Source organism: Mycobacterium paraintracellulare, assembly GCF_000276825.1.
Classification (GTDB): Bacteria; Actinomycetota; Actinomycetes; order Mycobacteriales; family Mycobacteriaceae; genus Mycobacterium; species Mycobacterium intracellulare.
In genome coordinates, this window is the sequence record NC_016948.1 from 3,901,617 (window position 1) to 3,922,773 (window position 21,157).

Annotated in this window: 21 protein-coding genes; 2 read left to right on the top strand and 19 right to left on the bottom strand. The window is 70.6% G+C overall.

Annotated elements, in window-relative coordinates:
* Positions 1 to 40 precede the first annotated feature (40 nt).
* Positions 41 to 1,000, top strand: a complete 960-nt coding sequence (locus OCQ_RS17845; protein WP_038536960.1) for a PPE family protein — start codon at positions 41 to 43, stop codon at positions 998 to 1,000.
* Here OCQ_RS17845 and OCQ_RS17850 read toward each other — a convergent pair.
* The 13 genes from OCQ_RS17850 to dxr form a co-directional block, all read right to left on the bottom strand.
* Positions 972 to 1,751, bottom strand: coding sequence for a 3-oxoacyl-ACP reductase (locus OCQ_RS17850; protein ID WP_014385437.1), 780 nt, complete (start codon positions 1,749 to 1,751; stop codon positions 972 to 974). The two genes, OCQ_RS17845 and OCQ_RS17850, sit on opposite strands and share 29 nt — an antisense overlap.
* A gap of 3 nt (positions 1,752 to 1,754) precedes the next feature.
* Positions 1,755 to 3,119 carry an aldehyde dehydrogenase family protein gene (locus tag OCQ_RS17855; RefSeq protein ID WP_014385438.1) on the bottom strand — a complete coding sequence of 455 codons (1,365 nt, stop codon included), beginning with the start codon at positions 3,117 to 3,119 and terminating at the stop codon, positions 1,755 to 1,757.
* A 1-nt stretch (position 3,120) separates the two neighbouring features.
* Positions 3,121 to 3,918 carry a gamma-glutamyl-gamma-aminobutyrate hydrolase family protein gene (locus OCQ_RS17860; protein WP_232065617.1) on the bottom strand — a complete coding sequence of 266 codons (798 nt, stop codon included), beginning with the start codon at positions 3,916 to 3,918 and terminating at the stop codon, positions 3,121 to 3,123.
* Positions 3,899 to 5,284 carry a glutamine synthetase family protein gene (locus OCQ_RS17865; protein WP_008258769.1) on the bottom strand — a complete coding sequence of 462 codons (1,386 nt, stop codon included), beginning with the start codon at positions 5,282 to 5,284 and terminating at the stop codon, positions 3,899 to 3,901. Before OCQ_RS17865 ends, OCQ_RS17860 begins: the two co-directional genes overlap by 20 nt.
* 20 nt (positions 5,285 to 5,304) lie before the next feature.
* A complete protein-coding gene (locus OCQ_RS17870; RefSeq protein WP_008258770.1) occupies positions 5,305 to 5,856 on the bottom strand; it encodes an alpha/beta hydrolase in 552 nt (183 codons plus the stop codon).
* A gap of 153 nt (positions 5,857 to 6,009) precedes the next feature.
* Positions 6,010 to 7,530: a cobyric acid synthase gene (locus tag OCQ_RS17875; RefSeq protein ID WP_008258771.1), complete on the bottom strand. Its 1,521-nt coding sequence runs from the start codon at positions 7,528 to 7,530 to the stop codon at positions 6,010 to 6,012.
* Between the two features lie 25 nt (positions 7,531 to 7,555).
* A complete protein-coding gene (gene map, locus OCQ_RS17880; RefSeq protein ID WP_009952674.1) occupies positions 7,556 to 8,413 on the bottom strand; it encodes a type I methionyl aminopeptidase in 858 nt (285 codons plus the stop codon).
* A 31-nt stretch (positions 8,414 to 8,444) separates the two neighbouring features.
* On the bottom strand, positions 8,445 to 9,029 hold the full coding sequence (locus tag OCQ_RS17885) for a DUF1707 SHOCT-like domain-containing protein (RefSeq protein ID WP_014382951.1): 585 nt from the start codon (positions 9,027 to 9,029) through the stop codon (positions 8,445 to 8,447).
* 51 nt (positions 9,030 to 9,080) lie between these two features.
* Entirely contained in the window at positions 9,081 to 10,895 is a 1,815-nt protein-coding gene (locus tag OCQ_RS17890) for a penicillin-binding transpeptidase domain-containing protein (protein ID WP_008258774.1), read from the bottom strand.
* A 167-nt stretch (positions 10,896 to 11,062) separates the two neighbouring features.
* On the bottom strand, positions 11,063 to 11,917 hold the full coding sequence (locus OCQ_RS17895; RefSeq protein WP_009952679.1) for a GNAT family N-acetyltransferase: 855 nt from the start codon (positions 11,915 to 11,917) through the stop codon (positions 11,063 to 11,065).
* A gap of 49 nt (positions 11,918 to 11,966) precedes the next feature.
* Positions 11,967 to 13,133, bottom strand: coding sequence for a flavodoxin-dependent (E)-4-hydroxy-3-methylbut-2-enyl-diphosphate synthase (gene ispG, locus OCQ_RS17900; RefSeq protein ID WP_014385441.1), 1,167 nt, complete (start codon positions 13,131 to 13,133; stop codon positions 11,967 to 11,969).
* Between the two features lie 8 nt (positions 13,134 to 13,141).
* Positions 13,142 to 14,365: a M50 family metallopeptidase gene (locus OCQ_RS17905; RefSeq protein ID WP_008258786.1), complete on the bottom strand. Its 1,224-nt coding sequence runs from the start codon at positions 14,363 to 14,365 to the stop codon at positions 13,142 to 13,144.
* 19 nt (positions 14,366 to 14,384) lie between these two features.
* Positions 14,385 to 15,596: a 1-deoxy-D-xylulose-5-phosphate reductoisomerase gene (dxr, locus tag OCQ_RS17910; protein ID WP_020823213.1), complete on the bottom strand. Its 1,212-nt coding sequence runs from the start codon at positions 15,594 to 15,596 to the stop codon at positions 14,385 to 14,387.
* Positions 15,597 to 15,710: 114 nt separating this feature from the next.
* Here dxr and OCQ_RS17915 point away from each other — a divergent pair, with 114 nt between their 5' ends.
* Entirely contained in the window at positions 15,711 to 15,965 is a 255-nt protein-coding gene (locus OCQ_RS17915) for a DUF2631 domain-containing protein (protein ID WP_036390065.1), read from the top strand.
* Here the strand turns inward: OCQ_RS17915 and OCQ_RS17920 are convergent.
* The 6 genes from OCQ_RS17920 to pyrH form a co-directional block, all read right to left on the bottom strand.
* Positions 15,958 to 16,839: a cytochrome c biogenesis CcdA family protein gene (locus OCQ_RS17920; protein WP_014385443.1), complete on the bottom strand. Its 882-nt coding sequence runs from the start codon at positions 16,837 to 16,839 to the stop codon at positions 15,958 to 15,960. The genes OCQ_RS17915 and OCQ_RS17920 overlap by 8 nt on opposite strands.
* Positions 16,840 to 16,843: 4 nt before the next feature.
* Complete coding sequence (locus tag OCQ_RS17925) at positions 16,844 to 17,353, bottom strand: protein disulfide oxidoreductase (RefSeq protein ID WP_014385444.1); 510 nt, start codon at positions 17,351 to 17,353, stop codon at positions 16,844 to 16,846.
* Positions 17,354 to 17,427: 74 nt separating this feature from the next.
* Entirely contained in the window at positions 17,428 to 18,531 is a 1,104-nt protein-coding gene (rlmN, locus tag OCQ_RS17930; protein WP_008258789.1) for a 23S rRNA (adenine(2503)-C(2))-methyltransferase RlmN, read from the bottom strand.
* A 32-nt stretch (positions 18,532 to 18,563) separates the two neighbouring features.
* Positions 18,564 to 19,508, bottom strand: a complete 945-nt coding sequence (locus tag OCQ_RS17935) for a phosphatidate cytidylyltransferase (RefSeq protein WP_036429090.1) — start codon at positions 19,506 to 19,508, stop codon at positions 18,564 to 18,566.
* A 32-nt stretch (positions 19,509 to 19,540) separates the two neighbouring features.
* Positions 19,541 to 20,098 carry a ribosome recycling factor gene (gene frr / locus OCQ_RS17940; protein ID WP_014385446.1) on the bottom strand — a complete coding sequence of 186 codons (558 nt, stop codon included), beginning with the start codon at positions 20,096 to 20,098 and terminating at the stop codon, positions 19,541 to 19,543.
* A gap of 15 nt (positions 20,099 to 20,113) precedes the next feature.
* A complete protein-coding gene (gene pyrH, locus OCQ_RS17945; protein ID WP_014712070.1) occupies positions 20,114 to 20,911 on the bottom strand; it encodes a UMP kinase in 798 nt (265 codons plus the stop codon).
* Between the last annotated feature and the right edge of the window lie 246 nt (positions 20,912 to 21,157).

Sequence of the window (21,157 nt, forward strand, 5' to 3'; positions counted from 1 at the left end):
CGAGCATCAACCACACCGCCCGCCCCCGGCGGAGGCTGTAATGGATTTCGCGACGCTGCCCCCGGAGATCAACTCCGCGCTGATGTATTCGGGTCCCGGTGCGGGATCGATGGTCGCGGCCGCCGCGGCGTGGGACAAGCTTGCCGCGCGGCTCTGCACCGCGGCGGCCGACTACCGGGCGGTGACCGCGAAGCTGGCGGCGCAATGGGAGGGCCCGGCGCCCTCGGCGCTGCGCGAGGCCGCCCGCTACGTCGACTGGCTGGACGCCAACGCCGCACGGAGCCAGGAGGCGGCCGTGCAGCTGGGCGCGGCGGCCGGGGCGCACGAGGCGGCGTTCGCGGCGACGGTGCCCCCACCGGCGATCGCGGGCAACCGCGCGCGCCGCACGGCACTGGTGTCGGCGAACTGGCTGGGCCAGCACAGCGCGGCAATCGCGGACGTCGACACCGACTACGACGCCATGTGGGCGCGCAACGCCGGCGCCATGTACGCCTACGCCGACGCCGCCGCCGGCGCGGCGACGTTGGCCCCGTTCACCCCTCCGCCTTCCGACGCCGGTGCGCGCGCAGACAGCTGGCTGTTGAAGGCGGCGCCCGACGTCATATCGGCCGGCCGCCGCGTGATGTCGGCCATTCCCGGCGCGCTCGAGCACCTGTCGTCGGCATCGCGGACCACGTTCGAGGCGTCCCTTTCCTCGGTGACACCGTCGCTGTCGAAGCTGAATTCGCTGACCGCGCCGTCGGATTTCGCGATCGGCCACCTGAATTCGATGAACAAGGCGGCGGCGCTGCGCACACTGTTCCCCAGGCCGGCCGCCGTCGACGGGGTGAACGCGCGCGTGGGCCGCGGGGTGTCGCTGGGCGCGCTGTCGGTGCCGCGCAGCTGGACGACGGCCGCGTCCGCCGCGCAAGGCCTGGGCGGGGACCGGCGGGCGAAGGCGCCCGCGTGGTCGGGGCCGGTGGGTGCCGCCGTTAGAGCGGAGTCACGTAGGCCGAGCTGATGCCGCCGTCGACCAGGAACGTCGACGCCGTGATGAACGACGCGTCGTCGCTCGCCAAAAACGCGACGGCCGCGGCGATTTCGCCGGGGTCGGCGAAGCGGCCCACCGGCACGTGCACCAGCCGGCGCGCGGCACGTTCGGGGTCCTTGGCGAAAAGCTCTTGCAGCAGTGGGGTGTTGACCGGCCCGGGGCACAGCGCGTTCACCCGGATGCCCTGCCGGGCGAACTGCACCCCCAGCTCCCGCGACATGGCCAGCACCCCGCCCTTGGACGCGGTGTAGGAGATCTGCGACGTCGCTGACCCCAGGACGGCGACGAACGACGCGGTATTGATGATCGAGCCGCGCCGCGCGGGAACCATGTGCCGCAACGCCGCCCGGCAGCACAGGTACACCGACTTCAGGTTGACGTCCTGGACGCGTTGCCAGGCGGGCAGCTCGGTGTTCTCGATGACATCGTCGTCGGGGGGTGAGATGCCGGCGTTGTTGAACGCGATGTCGACGCGGCCGTAGGCCTGCGCCGCGGTATCGAACAGCGCGTTGACCGCGTCCTCGTCGGCGACGTCGGTGGGCACGAACAGGCCGGACAGCTCGTCGGCCGCGGCGGCGCCCGCGTCGTGGTCGACGTCGGCGACCACGACGGTGGCGCCCTCGGCGCGCATCCGCCGCGCCGAGGCCAGCCCGATGCCGCCGCCGGCGCCGGTGACGACGGCGACCCGGCCCGCCAACCGTTGGGTGAGATCGACCGCCACCGCCTAATCCTCTCCGATCGCGATGAAAACGTTCTTGGTCTCGGTGAATCCCAGCGGCGCGTCCGGACCCAGCTCGCGGCCCAGGCCCGACTGCTTGAAACCGCCGAACGGGGTGTTGTACCGCACCGACGAGTGCGAATTCACCGACAGGTTCCCGGCTTCCACCGCGCGGGACACCCGCAGGGCGCGGGACAGGTCGTTCGTCCAGATCGATCCGGACAGGCCGTAGGCGGTGTCGTTGGCCAGCGTGACGGCGTCCTGCTCGTCGTCGAAGGCCAACACCGTGACCACCGGGCCGAAGATCTCTTCGGTGACGGTGCGGTCGGTGCGCTGCGGGGTGAGAACCGTTGGCGGGAACCAGAATCCGCGCCCGCTCGGCGCGGTGCCGCGAAACGCGACGGGGGCGCCGTCGGGCACGTAGGACGCCACCCTGGCGCGGTGCGCGGCCGACACCAGCGGGCCCATTTCGGTGCCCCGGGACGCGGGGTCCCCGACGACGACACCTTTGACGGCGGGTTCGAGCAGCTCCATGAAGCGGTCGTAGACGCTGCGCTGCACCAGGATCCGGCTGCGGGCGCAGCAATCCTGCCCGGCGTTGTCGAACACCCCGGCCGGCGCGGTCGCGGCCGCCCGCTCCAGATCGCAGTCGGCGAACACGATGTTGGCGCTCTTGCCGCCCAGCTCCAGGGTCACCCGCTTGACGCGGGCCGCCGCCACGGCCAGCACCCTTTTGCCGACCTCGGTGGAGCCGGTGAACACGATCTTGGCGATGTCGGGGTGCGTGACGAACCGCTCCCCCACCACCGGGCCCGGTCCCGGCAGCACCTGGAGCAGGTCTGGGTCCAGGCCGGCGTCGGCCGCCAGCTCACCGAGGCGGATCGTGGTCAGCGGCGTCGCCTCGGCGGGCTTGACCAGCACGGCGTTACCCGCCGCCAGCGCCGGCGCGAACCCCCAGCAGGCGATGGGCATCGGGAAGTTCCACGGGGCGATCACACCGACCACGCCCAGCGGTTCGTTGAACGTGACGTCCAGCCCGCCGGACACCGGAATTTGCTTGCCGGACAACCGTTCCGGGCTTGCCGAGTAGTAGGTCAGCACGTCGCGGACGTGGCCGGCCTCCCACTCGGCCGACCCGATGGGATGACCCGAGTTCGCGACCTCGAGGGCCGCGAGCTCGTCGAGATGGGCGTCGACGGCGGCGGCAAAAGCCCGTAGGCCGGAGGCTCGTTCGGCCGGGGATAGCCGCGCCCACCGCCGCTGCGCCGCCCGCGCGCGGCCCACCGCGTCGTCGACGGCCGCCGCGTCGGCGTGCTCGACCGAGCGCAGCACCTCCTCGGTCGCCGGGTTGATCAGTTGCGTCGCAACCACGTCAGCGCCCCGCATACGCCCGGGCCGCGTCCACGATCGCGGCGAACAACCGCAGATCCTCCAGGGACTGCTCCGGATGCCATTGCACGCCAAGCACAAACCGGTCCCCGGGAAGCTCCAGCGCCTCGACGACGCCGTCGGGATCGGTCGCGCTGACCACCAGCCCGTCCCCGACCCGGTCGATGGCCTGGTGGTGATAGCACGGCGCGTCGACGGTCTCCCCCACCAGCGCGGCCGCCCGGGTGCCGGCGACGGTGCGCACCGGCACCCGGGTGAACACCCCGTCGCCGGCGCGGTGCCCGCAGTGCCCGAGCACGTCGGGCAGGTGCTGGTGCAGCGTGCCGCCGAGCGCGACGTTGAGCACCTGTGTGCCGCGGCAGATCCCGAGCACCGGCAGCCCCCGGTGCAGCGCGGCGCGCAACAGCGCGAACTCCCAGGCGTCGCGGTCGGTGCGGGGTTCGTCGGTCGTGGGATGCGGTTGCTGGCCGTAGCTGGCGGGGTCGAGGTCGTAACCGCCGGTGATCACCAGCGCGTGCACGCCGTCGAGCACCGCGCCGACGACCTCGGCGTCCGCCGGTTGCGGGGGCAGCAGGACGGCGATCCCGCCGGCCTGGATGACGCCCTCGAAGTAGTCGGTCGGCAGGTATCCGGCGGGGATGTCCCAGATCCCGGTCTGCACCCGCTCGAGGTACGTGGTCAGGCCCACGACCGGGCGCGCGGACTTGCGTGGCGATCGCAAGCGCGGCGCAGCCGGGCGCAGCGGGTCGCCACCATCCAGCTCAGAGCCGTTCAAAACCACGCGTCCTTTCCCAGTCGGTGACCGCGGCGTTGAACGCCGCCAGTTCCACGCGGGCGTTGTTCAGGTAGTGGGCGACCACGTCGTCGCCGAACACCTCGCGCGCGAGCGTCGAGCGCTCGAAGGCCGAGGCCGCCTCGGCCAGGGTGGCGGGCAGCCGCTCGACGCCGGGGGCGTGATAGGCGTTCCCCGCGTAGGGCTCCGGTGGCTCGAGGCCCCGTTCGACACCGTACAGCCCGCCGGCGACGATCGCCGCCACCGCCAGATACGGGTTGACGTCGCCGCCGGGCACCCGGCACTCGACCCGGGTGTTGGGCCCGTGGCCGACCACCCGCAGCGCGCAGGTGCGGTTGTCCAGCCCCCAGGCCACCGCGGTGGGCGCGAAGCTGCCGTCGGCGAATCGCTTGTAGGAGTTGATGTTCGGCGCATAGAACACGGTGAATTCGCGCAGGGTCGCCAGCAGCCCGGCCACAAAGCTGCAGAACGTCGACGACATGCCGTGCGGACGGGCGGGGTCGGCGAACACCGCGCCGCCCTGCGGGTCGCGCAGCGAGAGGTGTATGTGGCAGCTGTTGCCTTCTCGCTCATCGTATTTCGCCATGAACGTCAGGCTCTTGCCGTGCTGATCGGCGATCTCCTTGGCCCCGTTCTTGTAGATGACGTGGTTGTCGCAGGTGACCAGCGCCTCGGCGTAACGGAAACCGATCTCCTGCTGTCCCCTGTTGCATTCGCCTTTGACGGCCTCGAATTGCAGGCCCGCGCCGGTCATTCCGTTGCGGATGTCGCGCAGCAGCGGCTCCATGCGCGACGACGCCGCGATCGCGTAGTCGATGTTGTAGTCGCTGGCCGGGGTCAGGCCGCGGTATCCGCCGGCCCACGCCTGGCGATAGGTCTCGTCGAACACCATGAATTCCAGCTCGGTCGCGGCGTCGGCGCTCCACCCGCGCCGGGCCAGCCGATCGAGCTGGCGGCGCAGGATGGCCCGCGGTGACACGGCGACCGGGCTGCCGTCGGCCCAGCCCACATCGGCGATCACCAGGGCCGTGCCGGGCAGCCAGGGAATGCGCCGCAGGGTGGACAGATCGGGCCTCAGCACGGTGTCGCCGTATCCGGTGTCCCAGCTCGACATCGCGTAGCCATCGACGGTGTTCATGTCGACGTCGACCGCCAGCAGATAGTCGCAGCACTCGGCGCCCCGGGTGGCCACCTCGTCGACGAACAGTTGCGCGGCCACCCGCTTGCCGACCAGGCGTCCCTGCATGTCGGCGAACGCCACGATGACCGTGTCCACCGCGCCGGCGGCCACCAGCTGCCGCAGGGCACTCAGCGAGAGCATCGGGTCGGTCACGGCGTCATCGTCGGAGGCCATGACCGTTAGTCAACCAGGCGCTACCAGGTGCTGGTGCGCAAAATGATCTCGGCGGCCAGTTGCGCCGTCGACTCCTGCACGGTGCGCCGTCCCAGATGCACCACCCGGTAGTCGGCGTAGACGTACTGCTGGCTGGCCTGGGCCACCGACCGGGCGGCCGGCGAGCTGACCAACACGGTGGTGCCGATCTCCACCGGTGGGCAGTGCCCGTCGCGGATGGCGCCGTCGCGATCGCCGGCGCGCGGATGCCCGCGGTCGATCACCACCAGCCCGACGAACCGGCCCAGCCGGGTCGCCGTCAGTTCCCACGCGAGGTCGCCACCGGCGCGGTCGCCCATGACGACGGCCCAACCGATTCCCAGGGCGTCGAGAATGCCGATCACCGACTTGGGGGTCAGCCGCGGGTCGAAGCCGATCACGACCGTCCGCAGCGATGCGGTGTGCAGGCGCTCGCAGACCGCGTCATACGCGGCGGGGGCGCGTTCCTCGTCGCCCAATATGACGACGACGACGCCCGTCTCCGGTCCGGCCACAACGACCGGGACCGGGAACCCCTCCAGGGTGGTCATCATCGAGGACACCCAAGCACGCTACAGCCAAACGGCATGCGCGCGCGATGATTCTGCGGCATGTGATACAGGGACACAGTTTCCACCGGCACTCGATGACGGCCCGCCGGCCGCGTCGTCAACGGCGGCGTTCACATCGCGACTTCGGCGAATACCTTACGGGCGCAACAGACTTGCCAGATGCGGACGCGCCGGCGGCGGGCCGCGCAGCAGCCCGAGGACGGCGTCGACGTCGAGATGGGCGGCCAGCAGATCGGCGGCGAGATCGAGCTGGGCGTCGCGCCGCGCGGCGACGTTGGTGTCGTCGTCGACCACGAAGCCGCCCCGGCCCGCGGCGTCGGCGACCCGGGTGAGCCAGGCGCGCCGGAAGTCGTCGTTGTCGAGCACGCCGTGCCAATGCGTCCCAAAGATCGCGCCGCGCACCACACCTTGCGGTTGCGGATCGGTGCCCGCGGCGAACCAGGTTTGCTCGGCGCAGCGCGCGATCCGCCCGTGATGGATCTCGTATCCGCCCAAGGGACCGTCGATCCCACACCGCCAGCGGCGCAGGGTCTTGGCCGGATCGAAGGCGATGTCGGCGTCGAGCAACCCCAGCCCCGGCACCTCGCCGGCGCCGGACTCCACCGCGTCATCGATACGACGGCACAGCATCTGAAATCCCCCGCAGATCCCCAGCACCGGTTTGCCGGCCCGCGCGTGCGACACGATCGCCTCGGCCAGGCCGCGCTCGCGCAACCAGGACAGGTCGGCGACGGTGGCCTTGCTGCCCGGGACGACGATCAGGTCGGCGTCGGCCGCGCCGGCGGGGTCGGCGACCCAGCGCACCACCACGCCCGGTTCGCAGGCCAGCGCCTCGACGTCGGTGGAGTTGGAGATCCGGGGCAGCCGGACCGCGGCCACCCGCAGCCACTCGTCGCCGCGCGGCGGGGCGGGCGTGCCGATGACGCGGTGCGCGACCACGGACAGCGAGTCCTCGGCATCGAGCCACAGCTCCTCGGCGTACGGCAGCACCCCGTAGGTGGGCCGCCCCGTCATGGCCTGCAGCTGACGCAATCCCGGCTCGAGCAGCGCGGGATCGCCCCGGAACTTGTTGACGATGAAACCGGAGATCAGCGCCTGGTCGTCGGGCTCGAGCACCGCGACGGTGCCGAACAGGTGCGCGAGCAGGCCGCCGCGGTCGATGTCGCCGACCAGGACCACCGGCAGGCCGGCGGCCCGGGCCAGCCCCATGTTGGCCAAATCGGTGGCGCGCAGGTTGATTTCGGCGGGTGATCCGGCGCCCTCGCAGATGACCGCGTCGAATTCGTCTCGCAGGCATGCCAATTCGTCGAGTACGACGGAGGCGAGCCGATCGCGGTGTTGGACATAGCTTTTCGCGCTGACGGAGTCGGTGACCCGGCCCTTGATCACGAGCTGCGAGGTGCGGTCGCTGCCCGGCTTGAGCAGCACCGGATTGAACCGCACGCTGGGCTCCAGGCCGGCCGCGCGGGCCTGAATCGCCTGGGCGCGACCGATTTCGCCGCCTTCGACGGTGACCACGGAGTTGTTGGACATGTTCTGCGCCTTGAACGGGGCGACCCGGGTTCCGCGGCGGGCCAGCAACCGGCACAGGGCGGCCACCACCACCGATTTGCCGGCGTCGGAGCTGGTGCCGGCGACCAGCAGCGCCCCGCTCACCCGTGCGCGGCGAGCAGTGGGGCCCTCATGGCAGCGTGAGGATTTCGACGCCGGTGTCGGTGACCAGCAGGGTGTGCTCGAACTGCGCGGTCCACTTGCGGTCCTTGGTGACCACCGTCCAGCCGTCGTCCCAGATCTCGTAGTCCAGGCCGCCGAGGTTGATCATCGGTTCGATGGTGAACGTCATGCCCGGCTGCATGACGGTCGACACCGAGGGCTGGTCGTAGTGCAGGACGACCAGCCCGTTGTGGAACGTGGTGCCGATGCCGTGCCCGGTGAAGTCGCGAACGACGTTGTAGCCGAACCGGTTAGCGTACGACTCGATGACGCGGCCGACAACCGACAGGGCACGCCCGGGCTTGACGGCGTTGATGGCGCGCATCGTCGCCTCCCGGGTCCGCTCCACCAGCAGCCGGTGTTCTTCGGCGACGTCGCCGGCCAGGAAGGTGGCATTGGTGTCGCCGTGCACGCCGTCGATGTAGGCGGTGACGTCGATGTTGACGATGTCACCGTCCTCGATCACCGTCGAGTCGGGGATGCCGTGGCAGATGACCTCGTTGAGCGACGTACAGCACGACTTCGGGAAGCCCTTGTAGCCCAGCGTCGAGGGATAGGCGCCGTGGTCGACCATGTATTCGTGGGCGATCCGGTCGAGTTCGTCGGTGGTGACCCCGGGCGCGACCGCCTTGCCCGCCTCCACCAGTGCGCGCGCCGCGATCTGGCCGGCGACCCGCATCTTCTCGATCACCTCGGGCGTCTGCACCCACGGCTCGCTGCCCTCGTGGACCGTCGGCTTCCAGGCGTACTCGGGGCGCGGGACGCTGCCGGGCACCGGCAGAGTCGGGGACAACTCTCCGGGGGAAAGCGCGGTGCGAGCGGGCATGCGACCAGCTTAACCGGGGTCCCCCCGGCGATCAGACTCGCTGGCGGCGCAGCAGCGAGCGGCGCGGGCCCCGGATGATCACCGAACCGCACACCACTCGCCCGGTCAGCACGACGTGCGGCCTGCCCTCACCAGGCGGGTCTTTGCGGCGATCGCTGGCGCTGCCCACGTAGACCTCGACGTCGTCGATCGACGCGCTGGCGCCGTCGGGCAATCGAATCTCGACGGAGCCGAACCGCATGTCCAGTTCGACGACCACCACCGGCCCGGCGAACCGGGCCTTGGTGAGGTCGAGTTCCACCGAGCCCAGCCGGCGCACCAGCGCCAGGCGGGTGGGCACCGTCCATTCGCCGTGCCGCTTCAGCGAGCCCGCCCAGCCGCGCAGTTCCACCCGGTCGGCCGCCGAGGTGACGATGGCGCCCGGTCCCGGCAGGTCGCCGACCAGATGGTCCAGCTCCCCGCGCGTGCGCGCGTAGGACACCTGCGAGGAGCGCTGCTCGAACTCGTCGATGTCGATCAGCCCGAGCGCGACCGCGTTGTGCAGTCGCCGCATCGTGCCATTGCGGTCGGCGTCGGAGACGCGCAACGTCACCATGTCGCCGCCGGTATCGGTCATGCTCGCAATTTACCGCCGCCGCGGCCGAAGCGGACCGGGCCCGTAGGACTGCTAGGCCAGAAAGTCCGGCGGCAGCGACTCGAGCATCACCTTGGTCATCCGGACGGCGTACTCCGAGCTGCCACCCCCGACGATCAGCGCCGCGAACGCCAGATCGCCGCGGTAGCCGGCGAACCAGGAATGCGACCCGCCCGGGAACTCGGCCTCACCGGTCTTCCCGTACACCTCGCCGCAGCCGGCGATCTCCTTGGCGGTCCCGTTGGTCACCACCAGCCGCATCATGGGCCGCAGCGCGTCGATCATCTTCGGGCTGATCGGCGTGGCGTCGCCCTGCACGGCCGTCTGGCGGCCCGCGATCAGTTGCGGCACCGGCGTCTTGCCGGCCGCGACCGTCGCCGCCACCAGGGCCATGCCGAACGGACTGGCCAGCACCTTGCCCTGGCCGAAGCCGTCCTCGGTGCGCTCGGCGAGGTCGACCGTCGGCGGCACCGAGCCGGTCACCGTGGTGATGCCGTCGATCTGGTAATCCAGCCCGAGCCCGTAGCGGGAGGCCGCCTGGGTCAGGCCGCGCGGGGGCATCTTGCTGCTGAGCTCGGCGAAGGTGGTGTTGCACGAACTGGCGAACGCCCGCGACATCGGCACCACCCCGAGGTCGAAGCCCCCGTAGTTGGGGACGGTGCGGTGCCCGATGTCGAGGCGGCCCGGGCAGCCCAGCATGGTGTTGGGCGTGGCCATGTCGCGTTCGACCGCCGCGCCGGCGGTGACCATCTTGAACGTCGACCCGGGCGGGAACAGCCCGGTGGTGGCCGGCAGGCCGTCGGCGTCGGCGCCCGCGTTCTGGGCGATCGCGAGGATCTCCCCGGTCGAGGGCTTGATCACCACGATCATCGCCTTGCCGCCGCGGGTGTCCACCGCATGCTGGGCGGCGTTCTGCACCGCGCGGTCCATCGTGAGCGACACCGAGGGGGCCGGTGATCCCTCGACCTCGTGCAGCACCTCGACCTCGACGCCGTTCTGGTTGACGCTCACCACCCGCCAGCCGGCCTCGCCGTCCAGCTGGTCCACCACGGCCTTCTTCACCGCGGCGACGACCGCGGGCGCGAAATGCGGGTCGGTGGGCAGCATTTCGGGCTGGGGCGTGACCACGATGCCGGGCAGCCGGCCGATCGCCGGGAACACCTTGTCGTTGTCGTCGGGGTGCAGCGTGACGCCGAGGTCGACCGGGTGGGGTGTCGAGCTGGCCTGCTCGGCGAGCAGCTGCGGGTCGTTGAGCGTGTCGTTGAACGGGTGCAGTACGTCGACCACCGCGTGCGCCGTGCCGAACAGCGCGGGTCCGGCCTGGGTGGCGTCCAGCGTGTAGTGGTACACGTAGCCGGGCACCAGCACGTCGCTGCCGCCGAGTTCGTTCACCGAGGCGCGGCGCGGCCGATCCGCGCGCAGCGCGAACGTCTGGTGCTCGCCCAGTTTGGCGTGCAGAGCCGTGGTGGTCCAGCGCACCCGCCAGCGGCCCTCGTCGCGCGCCATCCTCAGCTGGCCGTCGTAGCTCCAGACGCGGTTCTTGGGCAGGTGCCAGGCGAAGCGATAGCCGACCGTGCCGGTGTCCTCGGCGTACTTGGCGTTGAGGACCTGCGCGTCGAGGTGGGTCGCCTGCAGGCCGGACCAGGCGGCGTTGAGCGCTTCGCGCGCCTCGTTGGGGCTGTCGCTGAGCTGGGCGGCCGTCGCGGTGTCGCCGACGGCGAGGGCGCGGAAGAACTTCTCCGCGGCCGGGCCCGGGCCGTCGGGCCGGGGCGTGCACCCGGACAGCGCGATGACCGCGACGAGCAGCAGGCCTGAAACGGATGAGGCCGCTGTTGTTCTAGTTACCATCGGTGCTGATGTTATGAGCTGCGGGGTGAACTGCGGCGCCGCCACACCGAGACCGAACCGTTATGCGTGGTCGTGGCAGCTCGCCCCGATGCCGAGCGCCCGGGCAGTCGGGCGTTCGCCGGCCGGCGCCCGCCCAGCCGGGCGGCGGCCGCTGCCGGGGAGCACAACTAGTCGAGCAGCACCGTCGCGAAGGTGCCGATCTCGGCGAAGCCGACGCGGGCGTAGGCCGCGCGCGCCACCGCGTTGAAGTCGTTGACGTAGAGGCTGGCCGTCCGCCCGCTGCCGACGATCACCGCGGCGACCGTGGCGGTGCCGGCGGTGCCCAGGCCCAGGCCGCGCCACTCCGGGTGCACCCACACCCCCTGGATCTGGCCGACCCCCGGCGACTGCGAGCCCACCTCGGCCTTGAAGACGACCTGGCCGTGCTCGAACCGTGCCCAGGCGCGACCGGCCGAGATGAGGCTGGCCACCCGCCGCCGGTAGCCGCGACCGCCATCCCCGATCCGCGGGTCGACGCCCACCTCGCCGATGAACATGTCGACGGCCGCCACCAGGTAGGCGTCCAGCTCCTCGGGCCGGACCTGGCGCACCGCGGTGTCGATGTCGCAGCTCGGGTGGGTGGACAACGCCAGCAGCGGCTGGCGGTCGCGCACGTCGCGGGCCGGCCCCCACGCCCCCTCGAGCCGCTCCCACATCGGCATCACCAGGTCGGCCCTGCCGACCAGCGACGAGCAGCGCCGCGTCCCGCGCATGGCCTCGTCGGCGAACGCGCTCAGGTCGGCCGGGGCGCCGCGCAGCGGGATCAGGTTGGCGCCGGCGAAGCACAGCGATTGCTCGGCGCCGCGCAGCGTCCACAGTTCCCCGCCGATGGAATTGGGGTCGATGCCGTGGTCGGCTACCCGGGCCGCGACCATGCACGAGGCGACGGGATCGTCCTCGAGAACCCGCCAGACCGCGGCCGCATCGCGCACCACGGACACCCGACGCTCGCCGACCAGGCGGAAAAGGGGCGGAGCCGACATGTGGCGAACTCTCTGTGGTGCGATCTCAGGGCCAGGGCGCTGGCGTTTATCAGCTTACGGTCACAACCGGCGAACCGCTCGATGTTGTGTCCGGTCCGTGATCGCCGCCCATCTCGGCGGCGAGCCGCATCGCTTCCTCGATCAAGGTCTCGACGATCTGCGCCTCGGGCACGGTCTTGATCACCTCGCCGCGAACGAAGATCTGCCCCTTGCCATTTCCCGATGCGACGCCGAGGTCGGCCTCGCGGGCCTCGCCCGGACCGTTGACCACGCAGCCCATCACGGCGACGCGCAGCGGGACGTCGAGGCCGTCGAGGCCCGCCGAGACGGCGTTGGCCAGGGTGTAGACGTCGACCTGCGCGCGGCCGCACGACGGGCAGGACACGATCTCGAGCCCGCGCGGGCGCAGGTTCAGCGACTCGAGGATCTGGATGCCGACCTTGACCTCTTCGACCGGCGGCGCCGACAGCGACACCCGGATGGTGTCGCCGATCCCGCGCGACAGCAGCGCGCCGAACGCGACCGCGGACTTGATGGTGCCCTGGAACGCGGGGCCGGCCTCGGTGACGCCGAGGTGCAGCGGATAGTCGCACCGCTCGGCCAGTTGCTCGTACGCGGCGACCATCACCACCGGGTCGTTGTGCTTGACGCTGATCTTGATGTCGCCGAAGCCGTGTTCCTCGAACAGCGAGGCCTCCCAGAGCGCGGACTCGACCAGCGCCTCGGGGGTGGCCTTGCCGTACTTCTGCAGGAACCGCTTGTCCAGCGAGCCCGCGTTGACCCCGATGCGGATGGGGATGCCGGCGGCGCCGGCGGCCTTGGCGACCTCGCCGACGCGGCCGTCGAATTCCTTGATGTTGCCCGGGTTCACTCGCACCGCGGCGCATCCCGCGTCGATCGCGGCGAAGATGTACTTCGGCTGGAAGTGGATGTCGGCGATCACCGGGATCTGGCTGTGCCGGGCGATCTCGGCCAGCGCGTCGGCGTCCTCCTGACGCGGGCAGGCCACGCGGACGATGTCGCAGCCGGCCGCGGTCAGCTCGGCGATCTGCTGCAGCGTGGTGTTGACGTCGTGGGTCTTGGTGGTGCACATCGACTGCACCGAGATCGGGTGGTCGCTGCCGACCCCGACGTCGCGCACCATCAATTGGCGCGTTTTGCGCCGGGGTGCGAGCGTGGGCGCCGGGGCGTCCGGCATGCCCAGGCCAACGGACATGAGTTCTCCTACTGAAACAGCCTGATCGGGTTGACCAGATCGGCGGTCACGGTCAGCAGCATGTAGCCGACCACGAACACCAGCACGACGTACGTCGCCGGCATGAGTTTGAGGTAGTTCACCGGCGCGGCCGCGACCATGCCCCGGGCCGAGCGGATCAGGTTGCGGACCTTTTCGAACATCGCGATCCCGATGTGCCCGCCGTCGAAGGGCAGCAGCGGCACCAGGTTGATCGCGCCCAGGATGAGGTTCAGCTGGGCCAGGAAGAACCAGAACGCCACCCACAGTCCGTGGTCGACGGTGTCGCCGCCGATGATGCTGGCTCCGACCACGCTCATCGGCGTCTGCGGGTCGCGCTGGCCGCCGCCGATGGCGTGCACCAGCGCACCGACCTTGGTGGGAATCGTCACGAGCGCCTTGCCCACCTCGACGGTCAGGTCCCCGGCGAACGCCAGACTGCCCGGGATCGCCGAGAGCACCCCGTAGTGCGTCGGGCCGGTCCGGACGGCGCCGACGCCGATGGCGCCGACCGTCGAGGCTTGCGGTTGAGCGCCCTGCCCGTCGGGCCCGGTGGTCAGGTAGCGCTGCGTGGGCGTGACGTTGACGTAGGTGGTGATGGCGGTGCCGTCCCGCTCGGCGACGATCGGGGTGTTGCCGTGCACCTTGCGGATGGCCGCGGCCATCTCCTCGAAGGTCGACACCGGGGTGTCGCCCACCTTGACGATGACGTCGCCGGGACGGATTCCGGCGAGTGCCGCCGGCCCGGGCCCGGTGCAGTCCGCGATCTTGCCGGGCGCCACTTCCGGTGCCACACAAGCGGTTTCGCCGACCACCGCCTTGGTGGGCGGGTGCAGGTCGGGCAGGCCCCACACCAGCGCGATGCCGTAGAGCAGCACCAGGCAGATGACGAAGTTCGCGGCGGGCCCGGCGAACAGCACCGCGACGCGCTTCCAGACCGCCTGCTTGAACATGGCGCGGTCGGTCTCGTCGGGCGCCAGCTCCTCCACCGAGGTCATGCCGGCGATGTCGCAGAATCCGCCCAGCGGCACGGCCTTGAGGCCGTACTCGGTCTCGCCGCGGCGGGTCGACCACAGCGTGGGGCCGAAGCCGACGAAGTAGCGCCGCACCTTCATGCCGGTGGCGCGCGCAACCCACATATGGCCGCACTCGTGCAGGGCCACCGAGATCAGGATGGCCAGTGCGAACAGCACAATGCCGATGACGAACATCATTAGGCTGCGAGGACCTTTCTCACACCGCTCCGGAGGCTTTGACCGATAAGTTGGCGGGCTGCGCCTGTGCGACGACACGCTGGGCCCGCTCCCGTGCCCAGCGCTGCGCGTCGAGTACCTCATCCACGTTAGCGGGTGAGACGGCCCATTGGTCGGCGGCGTGCAGCACGTCGGCGATGGTTTTGACGATGGCACCGAACCCGATGCGGCCCGCCAGGAACGCCTGCGCCGCCTCCTCGTTGGCGGCGTTGTAGACCGCGGTCATGCAGCCGCCGGTCTGCCCGGCGTGCCGGGCCAACTCGACGGCGGGGAAGACGTCGTTGTCCAGGGGCTCGAATTCCCAGCTAGACGCCGTGCTGAAGTCGCAGGAGGCGGCCGCGCCGGGCACCCGGCGCGGCCAGCCCAGGGCCAGCGCGATCGGCAGCCTCATGTCCGGCGGGCTGGCCTGGGCGAGGGTCGAGCCGTCGACGAAGGTGACCATCGAATGAACAATCGACTGGGGGTGCACGACCACCTCGATGCGGTCATAGGGAAGGCCGAACAGCAGGTGGGTCTCGATGAGCTCGAGCCCCTTGTTGACCAGCGAGGCCGAGTTCAGCGTGTTCATCGGGCCCATCGACCACGTCGGGTGGGCGCCGGCCTGCTCGGGGGTGACGTCCTCGAGCTGGGCGGCGGTCCAGCCGCGGAACGGGCCGCCGGACGCGGTCAGCACCAGCTTGGCGACTTCGTCGGGGGTCCCGCCGCGCAGGCACTGGGCCAGCGCGGAATGTTCGGAGTCGACCGGCACGATCTGGCCGGGCTTGGCGGCCTTGAGCACCAGCGGACCGCCGGCGATCAGCGATTCCTTGTTGGCCAGCGCCAACCGGGCGCCCGACTCCAGCGCGGCCAGGGTGGGCCGCAGGCCCAGCGCCCCCACCAGCGCGTTGAGGACGACGTCGGCCTCGGTCTCCTGGACCAGCCGGGTCACGGCCTCGGGCCCGGCAAAGGGGATGTCGCCGGCCCGCCGCGCCGCCGCTTCGTCGGCGACCGCGATGTTGGTCACACCGGTGGCGGCGCGCTGGTGCAACAGCGTGTCCAGGTTCGCCCCACCCGCGGCCAGGCCGACCACTTCGAAGCGGTCCGGATTGGCCGCGATGACGTCCAGCGCCTGGGTGCCGATGGAGCCGGTGCTGCCCAGCACCAGCACGCGCACGCGGCCCGGGGTTTGCCCGTCGGTCGTCGGGTTGGTCACCCATTCATTGTGCCGCCCGGCCCGGACGGGGGCCACGATGCGGCCGCGCCCGCGGCGCGGCCTTATGCCAGAATTTGGGTTCAGCAAGCCGATCCGATCCGAAAGGGATTCGCCGTGGCCAGTACCGAGGTCGAACACTTCACCGGCGTCGACTCCGTCGAGGTGCCGTCGGCGGCGTGGGGTTGGAGCCGGATCAATCACCGGACCTGGCACATCGTCGGCCTGTGCATCTTCGGGCTGTTGCTGGCGATGCTGCGCGGCAACCACGTCGGCCACATCGAGGACTGGTTCCTGATCGGCTTCGCGGCCCTGGTCCTCGTCGTCCTGATCCGCGACCTGTGGGGCCGCCGGCGCGGCTGGATCAGGTAGCCGCTCCCCGTTTGCCCTGGCGTTTCACCCGGCGATGCCAGGCGCCGCCGATCACGACGACCGCCAACGCGAGCACGGCCACCAGCCACGGCCATATTCCGTGCTGGTGCACCCAGCCGGCAGTCGCACCCTGCAGACGACCGACCGCGGTGATCACCGCGTCCCGCGGGTTGGCGTTTGCGCCGAACAGGCGCACCTCGTAGCTGCCGTAGTAGGCCACGTACAGCCCGACCAGCACCAGCAACGCGCCACCGATCCGGTTGACGAACGGCAGGATTCGGCGCAGCCGGTCCACCATCGCGGTGCTCGCCGTCGCGGCGGCGACGGCGAGCACACCGACGACCAGGGTCAGCCCCGCGCTGTAGGAGAGGTAGATCGCCACGCCGGTGACGATCGATCCCCCGCGCAGGCCGGCTGCGGTGACGGCCAGGAACGGCCCGATGGTGCACGACAGCGAGGCGACCGCGTAGCTGATGCCGTAGCCGTACATGGAGCCCAGCCGCACCGTGGGGGCCCACCTCGGCCCCAGCGGCCGCGAGGCCAGGGCCGACAGTTCCCGACCCGACAGCAGCCAGGCACCGAGCACGATCAACACCACGCCGACCAGCGCGGTGGCGTACGGCAGGTAGCGCTGCACGGTCGTGGCCGCCGACACGGTCAGCGCGCCGAACACGCCGAACACGGTCAAGAAGCCCAGCGCCATCCCGACGGTGGCCGCCAGCGCCCGCCCGGTGGCGGCCACGCCGGAGCGTTCGTCGGGTCGCCGGCCGCGCACCACCAGCAACAGGTAGGCGGGCAGCATGGCAAACCCACACGGATTCAGCGCGGCCACCAATCCGGCGGCGAAGGCCAGGCCGACCAGACCCTGGTCCATTTGGTCAGGACCTCAGCGCGGAGACCCGGTCGGAGAGCTCCTGCTGTGACATCGCCGAGGTCGGGTTGTTGACGAAGGTCGAGCTGCCGTCCGCGCGGTAGAACACGTAGGCGGGCTGCCAGGGGACGTTGTAGCGGGCCCAGATGGCGCCGTCGGTGTCGTTGAGGTTGGTGAAATTCAGGTTGTACTTGGAGACGAAGCCCTGCATCGCACCCACGTCCGCGTGCGCCGCGATGCCGACGAAAGCGACGCCGGGGTTGGCGGCCGCGACCTGGCTGACGCCGGGGGCCTCTGCGTTGCAGTACGGGCACCACGGCGTCCAGAACCACAGCACCGCCGGCTTGCCCTGCAAACTGGCGCCACTGAAGGGTGCACCGCTCAGGGTCGTCGCGGTGAACTGCAATCGGTCGTCGGCGGCCTGCGCGCGTGGTCCGCTGGCCACGCCGACCATCATCGCGGCGACGACCATCGCCGCGGCAAACGCTTTGTTCAGGGCTGACAAGCGAATCCTCATGGCACACCTCATTACTGGAGTCATGCCTTACTCGACGGGACAGCCCGTAGTCCGGTTCATCCGCTCCCAGCGAGCTACCGGTTCTCGAAGGCCAGCTGGCCGCACGCGGCGCTGATCTCGCGGCCGCGGGTGTCGCGGACCGTGCAGGACACGCCCTTGGCGCGGACCCGCCGCACGAACTCGCGCTCGACCGCCTTCGGGCTCGCATCCCACTCGCTGCCCGGCGTCGGGTTCAGCGGGATCAGGTTGACGTGCACCAACGGCCCCAGCGCGCGATGCAGCCGCTGCCCCAACAGGTCCGCCCGCCACGGCTGGTCGTTGACGTCACGGATCAGCGCGTACTCCACCGATACCCGCCGGCCGGTGACGTCGGCGTAATACCGTGCGGCGTCGAGCGCCTCGGCGATCTTCCACCGGTTGTTGACCGGCACCAGCGTGTCGCGCAGTTCGTCGTCGGGCGCGTGCAGCGACAGCGCCAGGGTCACCGCGAGCCCTTCGTCGGCGAGTTTGCGGATCGCGGGCGCCAGGCCGACCGTCGACACCGTCACCGAACGGGCCGAAATGCCGAACCCGTGGGGCGGCGCGGCGATGATGCGCCGCACCGCGGCGACCACCCGGGCGTAGTTGGCCAACGGCTCCCCCATGCCCATGAAGACCACGTTGGACAGCCGCTGACTGGGCGGGCCGAAGTCGTCGCGCAGCACCGCGGCGGCGGCGCGCACCTGCTCGAGGATCTCGGCCGTCGACAGGTTGCGGCTCAACCCGCCCTGGCCCGTCGCACAGAACGGACACGCCATGCCGCAGCCGGCCTGCGACGAGATGCACACCGTGTTGCGCTGCGGATAGCGCATCAACACCGACTCCACGGTGACCCCATCGAGGGCCCGCCACAACGTCTTTCGCGTCTCGCCGGCGTCGCAGGCCACCTCGGAGACCGCGGTGAGCAGGATCGGGAACATCGTGTCGGCGATCGCGTCGCGCAGCCCGGCCGGCAGGTCGGTCATCTGCCGCGGGTCGGCGATCAGCCGCCCGTAGTACTGATGCGCCAGCTGCTTGGCGCGAAAGGCCGGCAGCCCCAGCTCGGCGACGGCGGCGGCGCGGCCGTCCGCGTCGAGATCGGCCAGGTGCCGCGGCGGCTTGCCGGGTCGCGGCTCGGAGAACACCAGTTGTTGGACCATGACCTGTCCAGTATCGGTCACGTCGGGCCGACCTAGGGAACGAGCGTCAGCACCGTCCACGCCGCGACCGCCGACGGCAGGACGCCGTCGAGGCGGTCCATCAGTCCGCCGTGGCCGGGCAGCAGCCGGCCCATGTCCTTGATGCCGAGGTCGCGCTTGATCTGCGATTCCACCAGATCGCCGAGCGTGCAGGTCAAAACGAGCACCAGACCCAGCAGCGCGCCCACCCACGGCGGTTTGCCGGCGAGGAAGGTCGCGGTCAGGGTCGCCGCGGTGATGCCCAGGACGAGCGAACCGGCGAGCCCCTCCCAGGACTTCTTCGGGCTGATCGCCGGGACCATCGGGTGCTTGCCGAACAACACGCCGACGGCGTAGCCGCCCACGTCCGACGCGACCACCGTGATCATCAGGCAGAACACCCGCCCCGCGCCGTCGGCGGGATACACCAGCAACGCGGCAAAGGACGCGAACAGCGGCACCCACGCGGCCAGGAAAATTGTGGCGGACGCGTCGCGCAGGTAGGACGGCGACGGGGACCCACCGGCGGGTTCGGGCGGTGTGCGGTTGTCCTGCATGAACAATCGCCAAAACAGGCACGCCACCACGGTGACGCCGAAGCCCGCCAGCGCGCCGGCGGCGTGGAACGGCCAGGTCAGCCACACCGTGAGCTGCCCGCCGGCCAGCAACGGGATGACCGGAATGACGAATCCGGCTTCACGCAGCCGCCGCACCACCTCGTGGGTGGCGACCAGGATGGCCATCGCGACGATCGGGACCCAAAAGCGGGGGGCGAACACCAGCGTGACGACCAAAGCGCCGCCGATACCGGCGCCCACCGCGATCGCGGCGCGCAGGTCGCGGCCGGCCCGCGAGGTCTTCTTCGCGGGCGGCGGCATCGCCGTGAACGCAGGCTCCGGCTGGGCTGCGGCGCCGGGCTCGTCGGGCGGGGTGCCTGCGCCGGGATCTGGGGTAGCCACGGGCCTGAGTCAACTTAGCTGCCGAGTGGTCGCTAGACCTCCAGCAGCTCGCCTTCTTTGTGCTTGACCAACTCTTCGATCTGGGTGGTGTACTGGTGCGTGGTCTTGTCCAGGTCCTTTTCGGCCCGGGCGACCTCGTCCTCGCCGGCCTCGCCGTCCTTGCGGATGCGGTGCAGCTCCTCCATCGCCTTGCGGCGGATGTTGCGCACCGAGACCTTGGCGTCCTCCCCCTTGCTCTTGGCCTGTTTGACCAGCTCGCGGCGACGTTCCTCGGTGAGCTGCGGGACCGCCACGCGGATCAGGGTGCCGTCGTTGGTGGGATTCACGCCCAGGTCGGAGTTGCGGATCGCCGTCTCGATCGCCCCCACCTGGCTCGCCTCGTAGGGCTTGATCACCACCAGGCGCGCCTCGGGGACGTTGATGCTCGCCAGCTGCGTGATGGGGGTGGCGGCGCCGTAGTAATCGATCACGATCCGCGAGAACATGCCGGGATTGGCGCGCCCGGTCCGGATGGTCGACAAGTCGTCGCGGGCGACCGCTACGGCCTTCTCCATTTTCTCTTCAGCGTCGAAGAGAGCCTCGTCAATCATCTGCGCCGCTCCTCATCAGGTGGTGACCAGAGTCCCGATTTTCTCACCAGCGACCGCCCGGGCGATATTGCCATTGGTCAGCAGGTTGAACACCAGGATCGGCATGCCATTGTCCATGCACAGGCTGAACGCGGTGGCATCGGCCACTCGTAGCCCGCGGTCGATGACCTCGCGATGACTGATCGCGGTGATCAGCTCGGCCTCGGGATACTGCCGCGGGTCCGCGGAGAAGACGCCATCGACGGCCTTGGCCATCAACACCACCTCGGCGCCGATCTCGAGCGCCCGCTGCGCGGCGGTGGTGTCGGTGGAGAAGTACGGCAGGCCCATGCCGGCACCGAAGATCACCACGCGCCCCTTTTCCAGGTGGCGTACGGCGCGCAGTGGCAGGTAGGGCTCGGCGACCTGACCCATGGTGATCGCGGTCTGGACGCGGGTGACGATGCCTTCCTTCTCCAGAAAGTCTTGCAGCGCGAGGCTGTTCATGACGGTGCCCAGCATGCCCATGTAGTCCGAACGGGTGCGTTCCATGCCGCGCTGCTGCAGCTGCGCCCCCCGGAAGAAGTTGCCCCCGCCGATCACGACGGCGACCTGGACGCCGCCGCGGACCACCTCGGCGATCTGCTGCGCCACCAGCGCCACGACGTCGGGATCCAGGCCCACCTGGCCGCCACCGAACATTTCGCCGCCGAGCTTGAGTAGCACTCGCGAATACCTGGCCCGGGTCAGCGCCTGGCCGGAAGCCAGTCCGTTCGTGGGCTCCTGCCTCGGAGCCGCCGGGCCGGCGACGTGGGGCTCCCTGGACTCCGTCATCAGACTCCTCGCATGAGAGTGCCATCCCGGGCGATCTCATCCGGAACGGCATTTCACATCCTGCCTCATCGCAGCACAACGGGGCGTCGGTGGGGTGCATTATGCGCACAGTTGGCGTGCGGGAGCGATTTTCGAGCCTGCCGGTACCGAATGTTCCGACGCCCGGCGCTGCGTTTGAGCCGCCGACGGCAGGGGAACCCGCTACAACGCGGTGACATATGCGGTCTCGAGCAATGAGGACCGGGT

What these genes read in the sequence shown, in the direction of transcription:
- OCQ_RS17870 (WP_008258770.1), bottom strand. Translation starts at nt 5,856, where the DNA reads ATGATGACCACCCTGGAGGGGTTCCCGGTCCCGGTCGTTGTGGCCGGA.
- pyrH (WP_014712070.1), bottom strand. Translation starts at nt 20,911, where the DNA reads ATGACGGAGTCCAGGGAGCCCCACGTCGCCGGCCCGGCGGCTCCGAGG.
- map (WP_009952674.1), bottom strand. Translation starts at nt 8,413, where the DNA reads ATGCCCGCTCGCACCGCGCTTTCCCCCGGAGAGTTGTCCCCGACTCTG.
- OCQ_RS17865 (WP_008258769.1), bottom strand. Translation starts at nt 5,284, where the DNA reads ATGGCCTCCGACGATGACGCCGTGACCGACCCGATGCTCTCGCTGAGT.
- OCQ_RS17905 (WP_008258786.1), bottom strand. Translation starts at nt 14,365, where the DNA reads ATGATGTTCGTCATCGGCATTGTGCTGTTCGCACTGGCCATCCTGATC.
- OCQ_RS17920 (WP_014385443.1), bottom strand. Translation starts at nt 16,839, where the DNA reads ATGGACCAGGGTCTGGTCGGCCTGGCCTTCGCCGCCGGATTGGTGGCC.
- OCQ_RS17895 (WP_009952679.1), bottom strand. Translation starts at nt 11,917, where the DNA reads ATGTCGGCTCCGCCCCTTTTCCGCCTGGTCGGCGAGCGTCGGGTGTCC.
- OCQ_RS17925 (WP_014385444.1), bottom strand. Translation starts at nt 17,353, where the DNA reads ATGAGGATTCGCTTGTCAGCCCTGAACAAAGCGTTTGCCGCGGCGATG.
- OCQ_RS17890 (WP_008258774.1), bottom strand. Translation starts at nt 10,895, where the DNA reads ATGGTAACTAGAACAACAGCGGCCTCATCCGTTTCAGGCCTGCTGCTC.
- OCQ_RS17845 (WP_038536960.1), top strand. Translation starts at nt 41, where the DNA reads ATGGATTTCGCGACGCTGCCCCCGGAGATCAACTCCGCGCTGATGTAT.
- rlmN (WP_008258789.1), bottom strand. Translation starts at nt 18,531, where the DNA reads ATGGTCCAACAACTGGTGTTCTCCGAGCCGCGACCCGGCAAGCCGCCG.
- OCQ_RS17885 (WP_014382951.1), bottom strand. Translation starts at nt 9,029, where the DNA reads ATGACCGATACCGGCGGCGACATGGTGACGTTGCGCGTCTCCGACGCC.
- ispG (WP_014385441.1), bottom strand. Translation starts at nt 13,133, where the DNA reads ATGTCCGTTGGCCTGGGCATGCCGGACGCCCCGGCGCCCACGCTCGCA.
- frr (WP_014385446.1), bottom strand. Translation starts at nt 20,098, where the DNA reads ATGATTGACGAGGCTCTCTTCGACGCTGAAGAGAAAATGGAGAAGGCC.